The 15,117-nt window shown below is 72.5% G+C and carries 10 protein-coding genes; 5 read left to right on the top strand and 5 right to left on the bottom strand.

Features of this window, described 5'->3' with window-relative positions:
- Nucleotides 1-149 precede the first annotated feature (149 nt).
- Both ACIGG8_RS33170 and ACIGG8_RS33165 read right to left on the bottom strand, forming a co-directional pair.
- Nucleotides 150-2,285, bottom strand: coding sequence for a SpoIIE family protein phosphatase (locus ACIGG8_RS33170; protein ID WP_396552371.1), 2,136 nt, complete (start codon nucleotides 2,283-2,285; stop codon nucleotides 150-152).
- A 122-nt stretch (nucleotides 2,286-2,407) separates the two neighbouring features.
- A complete protein-coding gene (locus ACIGG8_RS33165; RefSeq protein WP_396552370.1) occupies nucleotides 2,408-4,087 on the bottom strand; it encodes a histidine decarboxylase in 1,680 nt (559 codons plus the stop codon).
- Nucleotides 4,088-4,246: 159 nt separating this feature from the next.
- On the opposite strand from ACIGG8_RS33165, the gene ACIGG8_RS33160 reads away from it, so the two are divergent.
- Entirely contained in the window at nucleotides 4,247-4,735 is a 489-nt protein-coding gene (locus tag ACIGG8_RS33160; RefSeq protein ID WP_350524432.1) for an Lrp/AsnC family transcriptional regulator, read from the top strand.
- 82 nt (nucleotides 4,736-4,817) lie between these two features.
- Here ACIGG8_RS33160 and ACIGG8_RS33155 read toward each other — a convergent pair whose 3' ends face one another.
- Nucleotides 4,818-5,444, bottom strand: a complete 627-nt coding sequence (locus ACIGG8_RS33155; protein ID WP_396552369.1) for a hypothetical protein — start codon at nucleotides 5,442-5,444, stop codon at nucleotides 4,818-4,820.
- Nucleotides 5,445-5,689: 245 nt separating this feature from the next.
- Between ACIGG8_RS33155 and ACIGG8_RS33150 the strand changes: the two genes are divergently transcribed.
- The gene (locus ACIGG8_RS33150; protein WP_396552368.1) at nucleotides 5,690-7,504 is read left to right on the top strand and encodes an ABC transporter ATP-binding protein; all 1,815 of its coding nucleotides are present in this window, start codon (nucleotides 5,690-5,692) and stop codon (nucleotides 7,502-7,504) included.
- Between the two features lie 121 nt (nucleotides 7,505-7,625).
- Complete coding sequence (locus tag ACIGG8_RS33145) at nucleotides 7,626-9,401, top strand: cation:proton antiporter (RefSeq protein ID WP_396552367.1); 1,776 nt, start codon at nucleotides 7,626-7,628, stop codon at nucleotides 9,399-9,401.
- A 33-nt stretch (nucleotides 9,402-9,434) separates the two neighbouring features.
- On the opposite strand, the gene zwf is transcribed toward ACIGG8_RS33145, so the two are convergent.
- Entirely contained in the window at nucleotides 9,435-10,811 is a 1,377-nt protein-coding gene (gene zwf / locus ACIGG8_RS33140) for a glucose-6-phosphate dehydrogenase (protein WP_396552366.1), read from the bottom strand.
- Nucleotides 10,812-10,827: 16 nt separating this feature from the next.
- Nucleotides 10,828-12,408, bottom strand: a complete 1,581-nt coding sequence (locus ACIGG8_RS33135; RefSeq protein ID WP_396552365.1) for a GMC oxidoreductase — start codon at nucleotides 12,406-12,408, stop codon at nucleotides 10,828-10,830.
- A 268-nt stretch (nucleotides 12,409-12,676) separates the two neighbouring features.
- On the opposite strand from ACIGG8_RS33135, the gene ACIGG8_RS33130 reads away from it, so the two are divergent.
- Nucleotides 12,677-14,059, top strand: coding sequence for a cytochrome ubiquinol oxidase subunit I (locus ACIGG8_RS33130; RefSeq protein ID WP_396552364.1), 1,383 nt, complete (start codon nucleotides 12,677-12,679; stop codon nucleotides 14,057-14,059).
- Nucleotides 14,060-14,085: 26 nt separating this feature from the next.
- Nucleotides 14,086-15,096 carry a cytochrome d ubiquinol oxidase subunit II gene (gene cydB / locus ACIGG8_RS33125; RefSeq protein WP_350524459.1) on the top strand — a complete coding sequence of 337 codons (1,011 nt, stop codon included), beginning with the start codon at nucleotides 14,086-14,088 and terminating at the stop codon, nucleotides 15,094-15,096.
- The last annotated feature ends 21 nt before the right edge of the window (nucleotides 15,097-15,117 follow it).

Raw genomic sequence — 15,117 nt, 5'->3', positions numbered from 1 at the left:
ACCGCAGACGCCGTACCGAAGGGTCCCCCGGGACCGGGCGTGGATGCTGCCGCCCGCGACGACCAGTCGCGGCGCCCGGAGCCCGGGGGTCGGGATCCGTGTCTTTCGCCATACACCCATGGTCCCGCCCCGGCCGGAACCGGACACGGCTAGCGGGGCACGGCCCGGATCAGCAGCAACGCGACGTCGTCCGTGCGGTACTCGCCGTGGCCGGCCCGGTCGACGAGGGCGTCGGCGAGCCGGTCGAGCGGTTCGCCGCCGTGCCGGGCCAGCGTGGCGGTCAGGTCGGCCAGCGCCCGGTCGAGGTCCGCCCCGGGCGTGTCGATGAGGCCGTCGGTGTACAGGGCCAGGGTGGTGCCGATCGGCAGGCCGATCCGGATCTGCGGGTAGTCGGCGGCGGGGTCCACGTTCAGCACCATGCCGACGAGCGGCTCCAGTGCGCGCGCCCGCCCGTTCGGGCCGTACAGCAGGGGCACGGGGTGGCCGGCGTCGGCCAGCCAGGCCTCGCGGCGGGCGAGGTCGACGCGCAGGTAGGCGCAGCTGGCCAGCAGCGAGGTGTCCAGGTCGGCCACCAGCCGGTTGGTGCGGGAGAGCACCGTGCTCGGATCGGCGTCGGCGGTGGCGAAGGCGCGGACGGCGGTGCGGACCTGGCCCATCAGCGCGGCGGCGTTGACGTTGTGGCCCTGGACGTCGCCGATCACGACGGCGACGCTGTCGGGCCCGACCCGGATGAGGTCGTAGAAGTCGCCGCCGATGTCCATGCCCTCGGTGGCGGGCAGGTAGCGGGCGCTCACTTCCAGGCCCGGGACGTCCGGCAGCGCGCGGGGCAGCAGGCTCTCCTGGAGGCCCTGGGCGAGGCCGAGCTTGGTGTCGTACAGCCGGGCGCGGTCCAGGGCCTGGGCGATCAGCCCGCCGAGCGAGGTGAGGACGGCGCGTTCCTCCAGGTCGAAGTGGTGCGGCTCGGCGAAGGCCAGCACGCAGGTGCCGATCAGCCGGCCCGAGGTCACCAGCGGCAGGTAGGCCCAGGCGGCCATCCCGTCCTGCGTCTCCTCGCGGCCCGGGTAGAGCCGTTCCAGGTCCTCGCGGGTCTCGAAGTAGGCCGGCACCGGGTTGGTGGACGCCTGGACACCGGGGGTGGACTCGGTCAGCGGGGTGCCGTCGAACCGGTCGACCAGCCCGGGCGGGTAGCCGCGGTGGCCCACGATGCGCAGGCGGCCCCCCTCGGCCAGCAGCACCGCCACGGCCTGGCCGCCGAAGGCCGGCACGATCTGCTCGGAGACCATGGTCACCACGTCCTGCACGCTGACGGCCTCGGTGAGTGCCCCGGCCAGGTGGAGGAGGTGGTACAGCGCTCCGGGCCGGGTGTGCGTCGCCCGCTCGGGCGGGGTGCCGGCGGGCCGGGAGCGGCCGGCGGCGTCGGCGGGGACGATCCGCGCGGTCAGTCCGGACGGGTCCGGGTAGAGCTCGAACGACAGCCAGCGGTCCGGCGGGCGCAGCGCGACGAAGGAGGTGGCCTGCCCGCTGATCACCGCCGCCCGGTAGTGGTACTCGTACACCGGGTCCCGCAGCCACGGCAGGACCGTCCACGGCCGAGCGCCCACCAGCCGCTCGACCGGTTCGCCCAGCAGCTCGGCAGCGGTCGGGGTGACCGCGGCCAGCCTGCCGTCCAGGTCGATGCCGCACACGCCCTCCGGGAGCCGCGCCGCCATCGCGGTCAGCGGGGCGGTGGTGCCGCGTTCGGCCGGCTCGGGGCGCGGCCCGGCCCGGGCCGGGCGGCCGGCCGCGGCCTCGTCCGCCAGCACCTCGGCCAGGCGCCCGGCGAACGCGGCGAACCGCTCCCGTTCACCGGCCGACATCTCCGGCGGGTGCATGGCCGGCCAGAGCACGAAGACGACCCCGTACACCGTCCCGCGCGAGACGACCGGAGCGGCCGCCAGGCAGAACGCGTACGGCATGGCGACCGCGACCCTCGGGTACCTGCGCGCCATGTGCGCCGTGCCGCCCACCCAGACGATCCGGCCGCTGCGCGCCGCGTCGGCCACCGGTACGGGCGCGGTCAGGCCGACGCGCTGCCACGGCCTGGTGAACTGCCGGGCGGACCCCAGCGTCACGGCGAGTTCGAGCAGCTGCCCGTCCTCCGACAGCAGGTAGAGCCCGCCGCTGTGCGCGTCGAGCCGGGCCGGCGCCGACCGCAGGACCTCCGCGGCCGCGTCCAGACCGCGTCCGGCCGGTGCCCCGGTGGCCAGGTGTCCGGGCCCCGGCGACCGATCCCGCGGCACGCCCATCACGAGCACCCCATTCGAGCCGACCAGTGGGCCCGTAGGCCCCCTCCCATAGTGGCCCGGCCCGCACCGTACGTCCCGTCGTGCCCGCCGCGTGATGACCGGAGCGGGCGGCTCCGGGCGGGTCAGCCCAGGAGGACCGGGTCCTCGGCGAGCTCGGCGAGCAGGGCGTCCAGCTTGGCGCGGTCGACCGAGGGCATCACGAACACGTGCACGTAGCTGCGCCGGGTCGACTCGTCGCCGGGGACGAGCAGCACGTCCTGCGAGGACAGCGACCACTTCGCGACCAGTTCGGCGCTCGGCTTGCGGAAGCGCACGGTGACGGCGCCCGGGGTGCGGGCCGGCCAGAGCTCGACGCCGAGCTCCTGCTCCATGGCCTGCAGGCGCCGCTCCAGGTAGTCGGCGAGTTCCTGCGCGGTCCGGATCCGGTCGACCTGGTCCTGGTAGGAGTGGCGGGACAGGTGGTCCCAGAGGATCAGCGGCGAGAAGCCGTTGCGGGAGCCGGCGAAGGTGGTGTCGGGCGCGCCCGTGTAGTCCGGCTGGGACGGCGGCGAGATCTGGTACTTCACCTTGGTCATGTAGATGCCGCACGGCCAGGGCGCGCCGGCCCACTTGTGGCCGCTCATCGCGATCGAGGAGACCATGTCGACCTCGCCGTGTCCGGCGGTGGGCAGGGCGAGGCCGAAGTCGAACTCGGGCAGCTCGGTCTCCGGCGTCCAGCCGTACGCCGGGTCCTGGGAGGCCATCCGCAGGAACGGTGCGTAGCCCGCGCCGAGCGCGCCGTCCACGTGGATCCAGAAGCCGCGGCGCACGTCGACCAGCGGCTCGCCGGTGAGCTCGTCCGTGCCGTACACCACCTCGCGCCGCACCAGGCCGTACTTCTCGAAGATCGGCAGCAGGCGCTCGCAGACCGCCCGGACGTCGTCGTGCGCGCCCTTGAAGGTGCTGCCGAGGTTGAGGTTGACGAAGACCGGGTGCCCCTTGGCGGCGAAGAACTCGACCAGCAGGGTGAGCGCGTCGACGTCGATCTCGCCGGTTCCGTCCCACGCGAACCCGGACGGGCCGGGGCGGGAGGGCACCTCGGCCGGCCACTCGCGGCGCCCGGTGGCCGGGTCGACCAGCGGGCACTCGTCCGGGTACAGCTCCAGGCCGACGGCCTGGAAGGTCTCGACGGCCAGCACGCGGACGGCCTTGGCGAAGGAGTAGTGGGTGTCCTCGGAGTAGAACGCGACCGGACGGTGCGCGTTCGGGTTGTGCCGGTCCGGCGCGGCCTGGACGTAGCGCAGCTCGTCCCGGGGGGCGGTCGGCGGGTGGATGAGCGCCTTGCCGCTGAGGTAGTCGCGGGCGTTCCAGAGCGCGTACATGTTGCCCTCGGTCGAGCCCATGGACAGCATGTAGCCCCAGTACGACTCGGGGTCGGCCGGGTCGTGCGGGCGCTCCGCGTGCCACAGCTTCGCGTAGTAGTCCAGGACGGCGCACTCGATGACCTTGGTGTTCGGCTTGTAGCCGCCGCTCTGGAACGGGTCGCCGAGGTTGTTGATGTTGTTCGGCATGAACCGGGCCAGGTCCAGCGCGGTGCCCTGCATGTCCTGGGTGGCCTGGTAGCCGACCAGGTGCTTGCGCTTGCGCGTCAGGTACTCGTCCACCGTGTCCAGGGCGCGCAGCCGCCGCTCGTCGTCCAGCCCGGTCGCGGGGAGCACGAAGTCACCGCAGTCCAGCTCCGGGCCCGGGTCGACGGCGGTCGCCGCGGCGGTCCCGGCGGCGCTGTCGGTGTCGGGTGCGGCGAAGGTGGCGGTCGGGCTCATGGGCGGGGCACTCCGGGCGTGGTGAGAGGTCGAGGAGCGGTCGCCGCTCGCGCCCAGGATGGAACTTTCCGGCGAATCCCGGAAGCTCTCCCGAAGAAGATTCGGTCGAAGCCCGAACAGGTTTGCTCATCGACGGAACCGGCTGGAATCCTGGCGGGTATGCCGAACAATCCGCAGCGCGGGCGGACCCCCATCGACGACACCGACCGGGCGATCATCCGCGCCCTGGCCGACAACGCCCGCCTCCCCAACAACGCCCTCGCCGAGCAGGTGGGCATCGCCCCGTCCACCTGCCTGGCCCGCGTCCGCGCCCTCCAGGAGCGCGACGTCATCCGCGGCTACCGCGCCGAGATCGACCCGGCGGCCATCGGCCTCCCGCTCCAGGCGATGATCTCGGTCCGGCTGCGCGCCCACACCCGCGAGCAGAACGAGAGCTTCCGCGGCACCGCCCCCGACCTGCCCGGCGTCCTGGCCGTCTTCCACATGGCCGGCTCCGACGACTACCTCCTGCACGTCGGCGTCGCCGGCCCCGAGGCCCTGCGCGACTTCGTCGTCGACCACCTCACCACCCACCCGGCGGTGGCCCAGACCCGCACCAACCTGATCTTCGAGCAGATACCGGGGCGCCGCTACCTGGAGCGCGCCTGACCACGGGGGCGCCGTCCGCGGCGGTGATCCGCCGGGTCCGGACCTCGCCGGCGGCCGCTGAACCGGCCGGGACCGCGGCCCGTCAGGCGCCGGTCGCCAGCCAGCGGCCCTCGTCCAGGAACGCCGTGACGCCCGCCACGCCGCCGAGTTCACGGATCGTCCGGGCCGCACCGAACGGCGCGTTCCAGAACCCGCCCTGCCGCGGGGTGTGCGGGCCGACGTACGCGTACGGCTCCGGCCGGGACGCGTCGCCGGGCGAGACACCGTAGTTCACGCCGTCGACGGTCACCCCGATGTCGAAGTGCTCGGGCCAGATGACCGGGTCCACACCGGGGAACAGCCCGTTCATAGCGGCGTCGCCGAGCGCGAAGCAGTGCGCGAGCCACCGGGCGGCGGTCGGGTCCACCTCGATCGTGTGGTCGCCGGCGCCGCCCGACCCCTCCCCGTACAGCCCCGCGGGCGCCCCGACCGTGATCCCGAGGGCCGCGCCGATGACGCTGCAGGTAGTCCGTTCGAGTGAAATGACCTGACCCGACGCGACCAGCTCCGCGCCGACCACCCTCAGCCTCGGCTCGACCGTCGTGGCGAAGCCGCCCGCGCAGGCGCGCAGCCGGATCGTGCCGCCGGCCCGGTACTGCGGCCCGGCCAGCACCAGCTCGGCCACCGCGTGCAGGGCGCGGCGGGTGCGTACGACCGTCTCGGTGTCCATGGGGGCCATGCTCCCCCAGGAAGCCGGTCCGGTCACGGACGCCACGTCGGCGCTCCGCCGGCACCGTGCCGGCGGAGCGCCGACGCCCGCAGGCGGCACCGCGCCGGACGGAAAACGCGTGGACTCCTCCGGCAGTCCCGCGGGAGACTGCGAACCCTTCCCTCTCCGAGCGTTCCTGACGAACAGTCACGGATGCACTCGTGAGGGGAAGTTGATGGCCTTCCGTACGACACCATGGAGTCGGGATGGGATCGTCCGAATCACTCCGGGGAGCGCCGGGCAAGCGCTCGGTCCTCCTCGCACTCCGCTACTACGGCCGGGAGCTGTTCCGGCGCCCGGGCGTGACGCTGCCCGGCATGCTGCTGCCGGCCCTGGGCAACATCGGCATCAACTACCTCGCGCCCCTGGCCGTGGCGAAGCTCGTCGGCCGGATCTCCGGCCGGAGCGGGCCGGACCTCGGCTCGATGCTGCCGTACGTCCTGGGCTTCGCCGCCGCCCTGCTGGCCGGGGAGGCGCTGTGGCGCGTCGGCCTGCACTACCTGAACCGCCTCGACGCCCTCGGGATCGAGCACCTGTACGTGATCGGCATGGACGAACTGCTCGCCAAGGACGCGGCGTTCTTCCACGACAACTTCGCCGGGTCGCTGACCAAACGGGTGCTGAGCTTCGCCTCCCGGTTCGAGGAGTTCGTCGACACGCTGACGTTCTCGGTCGTGGGCAGCCTCGTGCCGCTGCTCTTCGGCTCGGTGGTGCTGTGGCGCTACGAACCGCTCCTCGTGGTCGGGCTGCTGGCGATGATCACGCTGACGGCGCTGTGCGTGGCGCCGCTCGTCCGCCGCCGCCAGGCGCTGGTCGACCGGCGCGAGGAGTCGATCGCCCGGGTCTCCGGCCACGTCGCCGACAGCCTGATGAACATGGACACCGTCCGGGCGTTCGCGGCCGAGGAGGGCGAGGCCGCCGAGCACCGGGCCCGCGTCGCGGAGTCGCGCCGGCTCTCCCTGCGCTCGTGGGACTACGGCAACCTGCGCATCGACACCCTGGTCGCGCCGTTGTCGGTGCTCACCAACGCCCTCGGCCTCCTGCTCGCGGTGGCGCTCGGCGGGGGCGGGCACGGCGTCGAGGCGGTGGTCGTCGCCTTCACCTACTACAGCAACGCGACGCGGATCATGTTCGAGTTCAACCAGATCTACCGACGGCTGGAGCGATCGCTCACGGAGGCCGCGCAGTTCACCGAGCTATTGCTGACTCCGCCCACCGTGCTCGACCCGGCCTCGCCGGAACCGCTGCTGCACCGGGACTCGGGCATCCGCTTCGAGCAGGTGGACTTCGCCCACGCGGGCGCGAACCCGATCTTCCGGGGCCTCGACCTCACGGTGCCGGGCGGGGCGAAGTTCGGGCTCGTCGGCCGCTCCGGCGGCGGGAAGACGACCCTCACCAGGCTGCTGCTGCGGATGACGGACATCGACGGCGGCCGGATCCTGATCGGGGGTCAGGACATCAGCCGCCTGCGTCAGGCCGACCTGCGCAGCCTGATCGCCTACGTCCCGCAGGACCCGGCCATGTTCCACCGGACGCTGCGGGACAACATCGCGTTCGCCCGGCCGGACGCCACCGACGCCGAGGTCCGCCGGGCCGCCGAGGCCGCACACGTCACGGAGTTCACCGACGCCCTGCCGCACGGCTTCGACACCATGGTCGGCGAGCGCGGCATCAAGCTCTCCGGCGGGCAGCGACAGCGGGTCGCCCTCGCCCGGGCCATCCTGCGCGACGCGCCCATCCTGCTGCTCGACGAGGCGACCAGCGCGCTGGACTCGGAGAGCGAACTCCTCGTCCAGGAGGCGCTCTGGGAGCTGATGAAGGGGCGCACCGCGCTCGTGGTGGCGCACCGGCTGAGCACGGTCGCCAGGATGGACCGGCTCGTCGTCCTCGACCGCGGGCGCATCGTCGAGCAGGGCACCCACGAGGAGCTGCTCGCCTCGGAGGGCGCCTACGCCAAGCTCTGGCAGCACCAGTCGGGCGGCTTCCTCGACGACACCCGGGCGCAGGCCGACCTGCACTGACGCGCGCTCCCCGGCGGCGGCCGACCGCACCGTAGGGCGTCGACTCCCCCCGGGGCCGGTCGGCGCCGTACGGCCGTGTCGTGCTTGACTCGTGTGGTCGGCGCCAGCACAGTGCGGATCCATGACCACCGACGCGATCTTCCTGGGTCTGGGGCTGACCGTCGTGCTCGCGGTCGGCTCCCAGCTGCTGGCGAGATGGCTGCGCGTCCCCGCACTGATCGTCCTGCTGCCGGTCGGGTTCACGGCGGGTGCGCTCACCGACGACATCGATCCCGAGCGGCTGCTGGGCGCCACGTTCTCCCCCCTGGTGTCGCTCTCCGTGGCGTTGATCCTCTACGACGCGGGGCTCGGTCTGGACCTGAGACACCTCCGGGGGCACGACCGGCGCGTCGTGGTCAGGCTGCTCCTGCTCGGCGTGGTGCTCACCGGGATCCCGGCCGCCCTGCTCGCGGCGCAGTTCCTGGGGATGTCCTCCCGTGCCGCGCTGATGCTCGGCGCGATCCTCGTGGTGAGCGGTCCGACGGTGGTCGGGCCGCTGCTCAACTTCGTGCGGCCGGTGGAACGGCTCCAGCGGATCCTCACCTGGGAGGGTTCGCTGATCGACCCGATCGGCGCGATCCTGGGCGCCCTGGTCTTCCACTCGATCGTCGCGAGCACCCATGACCACTTCGGCGAGCGGGCCGGCCAGCTGCTGCTGAGCCTGGCGGTCGGATTCGCCGGCGGCCTGGTCGGATCGGTGGTGCTGTGGCTGCTGCTGGGCAGGTTCCGGATTCCCGAGCCGCTCGGTACGTCGGTGCAGCTGGCCACGGTGATCGGCACCGCGGCGGTCTGCGACACCCTCCGCGACGACACCGGACTCATCGCGGCCGTGGTGATGGGCATGGCCGTCGTCAACGTCCCGTCCTTCGACGTCCCGTCCCGCAACCCGTTCTTCGAGACGCTCGTCCAGCTGATCATCGGACTGCTGTTCATCTCCATCTCGGCGACGATCACCCCCGACACGCTCGTCGACGTCGTGCTCCCGACGCTCGGCCTGGTCGCCGTGCTGGTCGTCGTCGTCAGACCGCTGGTGGCGGCGCTGTCCACGCTCGGAACCGACCTCCCGCAGGGCCAGCGCGCGTTCATCGGCTGGATGGCCCCGCGCGGCATCGTCGCGGCCGCCACGGCCTCGACGTTCTCCACGACGCTGGTCGCGGACGGCGTCGGCGGGGCCGCGAAGATCCTTCCGGCGACCTTCCTGGTCATCGTCACCACGGTGGCGGTCTACGGGTTCACCGCGGTGCCGGCCGCGCGGTTGCTGGACGTCAGGCGTTCCGCCCGCTCCCGGCCGTTGCTGGTCGGCGGAGCGCACTGGGTGGTGGAACTCGGCCGGGTGCTCCGGTCGGCGGGCCTGGACGTGCTGATGTGGGCCGGCCTCGAACCGGAGCGCGAACGGATCAGGGAGTCCGGCCTCCAGCTGGCGCCGGGTGAGCTGCTGGCGGCGGCCACCGGGCAGGGCGCGGAACTGGAGGGCATCACGGCCGTCCTGCTGCTGACCGAGGAGGACGACTTCAACGCGCTCGCCTCGACGATCCTGCAGGGCAGCGTCGAGGGCCCCGTCTACCGCCTGGGGCCGCCGCACGGCAGCCACGGGGTGGTGGCCCCGTACACCGGCGGCGAGATCCTGTTCGGCGAAGCCCTGGTCCGGCCGGCGCTGGACCGCCGGTACGCCGACGGGGCGCCGGTGGTGGCGAGGTCCGCCGGCGGGACCGTCCCCGCCGGGTACGACCTGCTGTTCCGGATCCGCTCCGACGGCTCGCTCGCCCCGGTCGTCGGGGGCCGCGCGCCGGCCGAGGAGGCCGGGGACGTCCTGGTCCTGCTCGGCCCGGCCCGGCCTGCCGGGGCCGGGCCGGGCTGAGCCGGGCTGGGCTGGGCCGGGCTGGGCCGGGCGTCAGGCGATCGGGTCGTACCAGGCGTCGCCCGCGGGCAGCAGCGCGTCCGCCTCCCCGGGGCCCCAGCTGCCCCGGGCGTACGGGTGCACCGGGGTGGCGTCCCCCAGCACCGGGTCGACGATCCGCCAGGCGGCCTCCACCGTGTCCTGCCTGGCGAACAGCCAGCGGTCCCCGTCGAGGGCGGCGCCGATGAGCCGGTCGTAGGGGCGCATGTCCGATCCCGGCTGCTGCGCGAAGGAGAGTTCCTCGTGCTGGGCCTCCCAGCCCGCACCGGGGCGCTTCCCGGCGAGCGTGAGCGCCACCTGGGTCTCCGGCCAGACCCGGAACCTCAGGGCATTGGCGGCCGGGTCGGGCCGCAGGCCGAAGACGTCGTGGGGCGCGGCACGGAACGTGATGCGGACCTCGGTGGCGGTGACCGGCAGGCACTTGCCGGCCCGGATGACGATCGGCACGTCCGCCCAGCGCCAGGAGTCGGACGCGAGCCGGACGGCGGCGAAGGTCTCCACGGTCGACCCCGGTTCGACCCCGGGCACCTGCTGGTAACCCTCGTACTGGCCGCGCACGGTGGTCTCGGGAGTGAGCGGGCGCAGTGAGGACACCAGCTGGGCCTTCGCGTCCCGCCACGAGGACAGCCCCGGCCCGGAGGGCGGGTCGGCCAGGACGCTCGCCAGGACCTGGAGCATGTGGTTCTGCACCACGTCGCGGATCGCGCCGGTGCGGTCGTAGAACCGGCCGCGGTCGGAGACGTCGAAGGCCTCGGCCATGGTGATCTGGACGCTCTCCACGTGGGTGCGGTTCAGCAGCGGTTCGACCACCGAGTTGGCGAACCGGGCGAACAGCACGTTCTCCACCGGGTCGAGCCCGAGCCAGTGGTCGACCCGGTAGATCGCGTCCTCCGGGAAGTACTCGTGCAGGGTGGCGTTGAGCCGCCCGGCGCTCTCCAGGTCCGTCCCGAACGGCTTCTCGACCATCACCCGGGCGCCCTTGGCGCGGCCGGCCGTCGCGATGCCCCGGGCGATGCGCCCGAACAGCGGGGGCGGCACCTCCAGGTAGTACAGGGCGCTGCCGCCGGGGCCCATGGCCTCGGACATCGCCGCGTAGGTGGCGTCGTCGTCGAGGTCGCCGTCGACGTACCGCAGCAGTCCCAGCATCTTCTGCGCGGCGGCGGTGTCCGGGTCCATGCCGTTGAGGCGCAGCGAGGCCGCCGCGTAGTCGCGGAACTGCTCCAGGCCCCAGCCGCTCTTGGCCACCCCGACGACGGGGACGTCGAGCACCCCGCGCTCGACCAGGCCGACCAGGGCCGGGAAGGTCTCCAGCTTGGCCAGGTCTCCGGTCGCACCGAAGATCACCAGCGCGTCCATCCGATCGGTCGCCATCTCGGTCTCTCCTGCTCTACTTCAGTCGGGCGGCGATGAGGTCACCGACCCGGAGGGCGTTGGCGATGGCGGTCAGTGACGGATTCACCGCGCCGATGCTGGGGAAGAAGCTGGTGTCCACGACGTAGAGGTTGTCGAGGTCGTGGGCCTTGCAGTCCACGTCGAGGGCGGAGCTGCGGGGGTCGTCACCGAAGCGCACGGTGCCGGCCTGGTGGGCGGTGGCGCCGATGGGCATGCCCTTGTGCAGGTAGATGCTGTGCGGCAGCAGGTGGTGCTCGTGCATGCCGAGGTGGCCGAGCATGCCCTGGAGCTTGTGCCGGAGCCGTTCCAGCCCGGCGGTGTTGTTCTTCTCGTCGAGGGCGAGGTGGATGTCGCCGTCGCGGTCGAGGGTGACCCGGCTCCCGGGCAGCGGGAGGTCCTCCCCGCACAGCCAGAAGTCCACCGAGTGGTGCGCCAGCACCTCGAACGGCAGGTCGGGCGTGACCGTGCCCGCCCAGCGCGGCGCCTCGCCGTGGATCTGGTCGGTGTCGGACTTGCCGAGCATCTGGATGCCGCCGAGCGGGTAGTCCCAGTCGTCGGCGCCCAGGTACCAGTCGTGCAGGGCGAGGGTCTTCTGGAAGCGGGTGGGATTGGGCTCCCTGGAGACCGCCATCAGCGCCAGGTTGTTGTGCCGCATGTAGTGGCGGCCCACCACGTCCGAGCTGTTGGCCAGCCCGCCCGGATGCCGGTCGTTGGCCGAACGCAGCAGCAGAGCAGCGGAGTTGACGGCTCCGCAGGCGACCACCACGATGTCCGCGCGGAAGGTCGTCACCGTCCCGTCCGTCAGCTCGGCGACGACCCCGGTGACGGTGCGTCCGGTCGGGTCGGTCTCCAGCCGCCGTACGTTCGCGCCGGTCACCATCGACACGTTGCCGTGCTCCAGGGCGGGGTCGACGCAGATGACCTGGGCGTCGGACTTGGCGCCCAGCAGGCACGGGAAGCCGTCCACCCGGTCGCAGCGGATGCAGGCGCTGGTGCGGGTGGCGTCGCCGTCGCCGTCCTGGGTGAGGTTCACCCCGATCGGCAGGTGGAACGGGTGCAGGCCCTTCTTCTCCAGGTCGTCGCTGAGCTGCTGGATGCGGGGCTCGTGCTCCACCGGCGGGTGGGCGTACTGGGCGCTGAACGGGCCCTCGGTCGGGTCCTCACCGTGTCGCCCGTGGACCAGGTAGAGGTGCTCGGCCTGCGTGTAGTACGGCTCCAGGTCCTCGTACCGGATCGGCCAGGCGGGTGAGATCCCACCGTGGTGGCGGAGCTCGCCGAAGTCCTCGGGCCGCAGCCGGAACAGCGCGGCCCCGTAGAACTTGGTGTTGCCGCCGACGTAGTAGTTCACCTCGGGCGGGAACCGGTCGCCGTGCTTGTCGTACCAGAACTCGGGGGCGCGGTAGCGGCCCTGGACGAAGACGGCGGTGGAGTCCCAGTTGTCCCGCTCCCGCGGCAGGTAGTCACCGCGTTCCAGGATCAGGACGCGTTTGCCGGTGGGGGCGAGCCGGTGGGCGAGCGTGCCGCCGCCGGCTCCAGTGCCGATCACGATGACGTCGTAGTGCTGATCGTCGGCCACGCGGGGGTCCGCCTCTCACCGGTGGGACATGGGACATCCACTGCAAGACCGGAACGTAACGGGCGCTCGCGCGGTGCACGGCGCGACGGGCTCCAAGCGCGTCCGCGTTCACCTGTTCGTCCCCCGGCGCGGGCTCCGGCCCGGCTCGTGAGCGTGACCGGGACCGGGAGGTCGCCGGTGTGCGGCCCGCTGCGCCATACGGCGGGTGAACCACCGGAGCCCGTCGTGTCACGGCCCGTCTCCCGGGCCCCGGTGCTTGCCTGGACGAATGAGCCAGCTCGACCTCGCCCGGCTGCAGTTCGCGATGACGTCGATCTACCACTTCCTCTTCGTCCCGGTGACGATCGGCCTCGCGTTCCTGATCGCCCTGCTGCAGACCGTCTGGTACCGCACCGGGCGGCCCGACTACCTGCGGCTGACCCGCTTCTTCGGGACGCTCCTGGTGATCAACGTCGCGGTCGGCGTGGTGACCGGCCTGGTCCAGGAGTTCCAGTTCGGCATGGACTGGTCGGGCTACTCGCGCACGGTCGGGGACGTCTTCGGCGCACCGCTGGCGATGGAGGGGCTCGCGGCCTTCTTCCTGGAGTCGACGTTCCTCGGGCTGTGGATCTTCGGGTGGGACAAGCTGCCGAAGCGGGTGCACCTGGCGACGGTCTGGGCCGTGGCGGTCGGCAGCGCGCTGTCGGCGGCGTTCATCATGGCGGCCAACTCCTGGATGCAGCACCCGGTCGGCTACACGATCGACCCGTCCACCGGCCGGCCGCAGCTGAGCGACGTCTGGGCCCTGTTCACCAACCCCGTGTTCCTGCGGGGCTACCTGCACGCCCTGCTGGCCTCACTGGTGACCGGGGCCATGGTCATGCTCGCCGTCTCGGCCTGGCAGCTGCGCAAGGGGGCCGACCCCGGGCTGTTCCGGCCGTCCGCCCGGCTCGCCCTGGTCGCGCTGACGCCCGCCCTGCTGTTCGCCATGCTCGTCGGCAGCGAGCTGGGCGTCACCGAGGGCAAGTACCAGCCGATGAAGATCGCCGCGGCCGAGGCGCAGTGGGACACCTGCCAGCCGTGCGCGTTCTCGGTCTTCCAGATCGGCGGCGGGAAGAACGACGAGGACCCGACGAAGTTCATCGCCATCCCGCACCTGCTGTCGCTGCTGGCCACCAACAGCTGGAACGGCCAGGTGCTCGGGCTCAACACCGTCCAGAGCCAGTACGAGCAGGAGTACGGTCCGGGCGACTACGTGCCCAACGTCTTCATCCAGTACTGGTCCATGCGCGTCATGGCCTACCTCGCCACGCTGGCCCTCCTGGTCGGCCTCTGGGGGCTGTGGCTGCTCAGACGCGGACGACTGGGCTCGTCCCGCCTCTTCCTGCGGGTCGCCCAGTGGGCGGTCCTGCTGCCGTTCCTCATGAACACCGCGGGCTGGCTGCTGACCGAGAGCGGCCGTCAGCCGTGGATCGTGCAGGGCATGCAGCTCACCAGGAACGCCGTCTCCCCGTCCGTGGACACGACCGACGTCGTGATCAGCATCCTGGTGTTCTTCCTGCTCTACGCCGCGCTGGCCGCCGTCGCCGGCGTGCTGCTGGCGCGGTACGCCCGCAAGGAGGCCGCTGTGGCTCCGAACGAGGACCAGCCCGTCCCCGCCGTGACCTACTGAGGTCCCGACTCCCCCCCGAGGTCGTGATGGACGCACTCGCCGTCTTCTGGTTCATCCTGGTCGCCGCGCTGTGGACGGGTTTCTTCGTCCTGGAGGGCTTCGACCTCGGCGTCGGCATGCTGCACGCGCTGCTGGCGCGGGACGAGGCCGGGCGCCGGGCCGCGATCAACACGATCGGGCCGCTGTGGGACGGCAACGAGGTGTGGCTGATCACCGCCGGGGCGGCGATGTTCGCGGCCTTCCCGAGCTGGTACGCGACCATGTTCTCGGGCTTCTACCTGGCCATGGTCCTGCTGCTGGTCGGGCTGATCGTCCGCGGGGTCTCGTTCGAGTTCCGGGGCAAGGTCGACAGCGCCCGCTGGCACTCCACCTGGGACGTCCTGCTGACCGCCGGCAGCCTGATCGTGCCGCTGGTGATCGGGATCGCGCTGGGCGGCCTGCTGTACGGCCTGCCGATCGGGGCCGACCAGGAGTACACCGGCTCGTTCGCCGACCTGTTCACCGGCTACGGGGTCTTCACCGGCATCACCCTGGTCGCACTGTGCGTCCTGCACGGGGCGACGTTCATCGCGCTCAAGAGCACCGACGACCTCCGCCGCCGGGCCAACCTGCTGGCCCGGCGGTCCGCCCCCGTCGTCGGCCTGGTGGTGCTGGCGTTCGTCACCTGGACGCACTCCACCGCCGGCCGCGGCGTCCTGATCAACCTCGCCGAACTCGCCGCGGTCCTGGCCGTGTTCGCCGCCGCCTGGCTGGTCGGCGCCGGACACGAGGGCTGGGCCTTCGCCGCCACCACGGTCGGGATGGCCACCACGGTGATCTCGCTCTTCGTCGAGCTCTACCCCCGGGTCATGGTGTCGAGCACCGACTCCGCGTTCGACCTGACCGTGCAGAACACCGCGTCCGGCCACTACGCGCTCAAGGTGATGACCGTGGTGGTGGCCGTCCTGCTGCCGGTCGTCCTGGCCTACCAGGGCTGGACGTACCACGTGTTCCGGCTGCGGCTGACCACCGCGCACTTCCGGACGTCGGCGGAGTAGCCTCACAGCCCCTCACAGGCC

Origin of the sequence: Kitasatospora sp. NPDC085464, from assembly GCF_044541955.1 — a bacterium.
Lineage (GTDB): Bacteria > Actinomycetota > Actinomycetes > Streptomycetales > Streptomycetaceae > Kitasatospora.
Note: the sequence above shows the minus strand (reverse complement) of the source record. Positions and strands in the feature narration are given on the sequence as shown.